Annotated in this window: 2 protein-coding genes; both read left to right on the top strand. The window is 30.5% G+C overall.

What is annotated here, in order from left to right; translation table 11 throughout:
- Positions 1–429 precede the first annotated feature (429 nt).
- Positions 430–705 carry a chloride channel protein gene (locus tag IHO40_RS04740; RefSeq protein ID WP_225537002.1) on the top strand — a complete coding sequence of 92 codons (276 nt, stop codon included), beginning with the start codon at positions 430–432 and terminating at the stop codon, positions 703–705.
- A 370-nt stretch (positions 706–1,075) separates the two neighbouring features.
- The gene (locus IHO40_RS04735; protein WP_225537001.1) at positions 1,076–1,354 is read left to right on the top strand and encodes a hypothetical protein; all 279 of its coding nucleotides are present in this window, start codon (positions 1,076–1,078) and stop codon (positions 1,352–1,354) included.
- Positions 1,355–2,427: the final 1,073 nt, after the last annotated feature.

Raw genomic sequence — 2,427 nt, 5'->3', positions numbered from 1 at the left:
TTTTAGCTGGATAGTCTACCCGCTTACAGTCTCTATCCTTCATTCGACCATAACGTATCCACATGGTTTGGGCTAATATCTTATTGGAAAGGTAGTTCATTAGTTTGATCGTTTCTTGATTAAATCAGCAATTAAATAGAAGGCAAATGCATATACAAATGCTGTACATGTTGAAATCTTATTTCGCGGTATTGCTGATAACACAATTGCTCTGTCAAATTTCAGATTGTGTTTGCGCGGTCATTACATGTTTTTTTGCTGATTGCACGTGCCATATGACATGTAAGCTCGTTAAGCGTAGAAGCATGTAATGGATTTTAGTAAATGCTGGAAAATATATAATTCTGTGTTCATTGAATTTGCAATTTTCATCATTAGTTTTATAAGTTGGTTAGTTTTCATAGAAAATTTTATAGTATTTTTGACAAAGTGCTATCAGTTGCGAGTACATTGCCAGTCCCAGCAGGTATATTTATGCCAGCATTTGTTATCGGTGCAGCAATCAGTCGTTTTATCCGCGAACTGATAGCACTTGCTGATCCTATTGGCTTTCGTAACAATCAACAATTATTGATTCTTCCTGACGTTTATTCAGTTGCTGTCTCCATCCTATATACCGCATCTTTCATTTTAATGGAAATCCACTGTATAATACCACTGTTTCTCTCAACATCTTGCAATCATTCTCTTTATTCGTACAGGTGAGTGTCATTTTGTGAGGCAGTAAGGCATATTGTTTCTGTTTCTATGATCGCTTTTAAATTAACTGGTCAATTGCTACATATATTTCTTGTTATGTTATTTCATTTTTATCCTTACTACCGTATCCGTCATCTTATGAACGATGTTATGATTCATTTATTCAATTCTTTTGCCTTTCAGATGGCAGTATTGTTGTCAAATATTGTTTGCTCATCACTTCAGCCTTCATTTTTTGATAGCATTATCAAAATCAAACATTTCCCATACTTTCCAGATATTCCAAAGTCCAATATAAATTAAAGAAAATGATTCGTCGTAAGTGAATCACGCAACCTAGTCAACGTGTAGCGTGAAGAAATATTTCAGTACTGATATGGAAGAAGAAATTTTTTGGAATTTTGGTTTACGTCAAAAGAAACAAACATTGCCGAAAATATCAAAAAATTATGTTATGTATTACAGAAACAAAAATATTTCAGTAACAGGTGTTATAAAAAAAGAAATTCACGGTTCTATTAAATCTGAAATATTTTTTTTATGGTGTAAAATAAATGCAATACAAATTAAACAACATTGTGGAAATTTTTTGGAACATTTCTGGAAACAAACAAAGATATTATATTTTATTGGTGAATATAAAAGTAATAAGTGAATCTGACAGATATATATTATTTCCTTTATTTTTATTTTTGGCCCAATATTTTTAGCAAAATTTCTGCTATTAAAATTTTAAAAGACTTCAAAAAATATTTACTATCAAATTGAAACAAAAAAAACATTTTCATAACCAACTTTAATAATTCATTTTTGAAATTTTTTTAAAAAAGTAGCATATGTCGCGAATTTTATATCGCGAAACTTTCAATAAGTCAATAAATCAAATTGTAAAATGAATGTTAATGTGTCATCTAATCAATTTTATAATGTTTAGATTTATTTCCTATTTCTTTGTTGTAGTCTATATTCACATCCTATTTATGTACTGTTAATCCTCTTCTTGAGATTGCTGCCATTGGTACGGTAACAGATATGAATACCGTTTTCTTTGTAGAGTCTTACTTTGACTCTTTCTAACACCATGCAAAAGAAAATTGTGAATAGAGTTGGCACTAGACTAATAGCTGGGAAGAAATTGGAGAGTGCATCTATATATGTGACTTAACTGCGCTGACCCTCATATAGCAGGATGAGTATTTTGAGTTAATTTTATGTAAAATCGTGCCATAAGCCTTTGTACTCATAATATCAAAGCTCTCGTGAGGTCAAAGTTACATAGAATCCTCTGTTTTGTTCTCTGCACTTCTCTTATACTTGTCTAAGAATACCATATTAAAGTTACCAATAGCTTTGAAGCCGCAGTGACTTTCAGGTAGAAGATCTTTGGCAATTTCTTCAAGCTTTTTCTGAAACATCATTTAGTTCTGTACAAAATGAGCTGTTTTCTGTACAGAATTCTAGCAGGAAAACGCTGTTTCATTGAACTTCACATGATCAAGTTTTAAATAAAAAAAGTTTGGAAAATGACCGAAATTTGATTGCAGTAATTTTCAGTTTCATCTCTTATTTAAAATTTGTAAGTAATTCAATTTTCTTCAAAAATTCCTCGTTAATATATTGAAAAAAAATTAAACATTAGCACTTATTATGAATTGTTTTAATCATTTTTATGTTATTTATACTCAAATACATTAGCTAATCAAATAGCTGATGACTTGGAATATCCTC

Origin of the sequence: Wolbachia endosymbiont of Mansonella ozzardi, from assembly GCF_020278625.1 — a bacterium.
Lineage (GTDB): Bacteria > Pseudomonadota > Alphaproteobacteria > Rickettsiales > Anaplasmataceae > Wolbachia.
The sequence above is the reverse complement of the archived record's forward strand: the minus strand, read 5'-3'. Positions and strand labels throughout refer to the sequence as shown.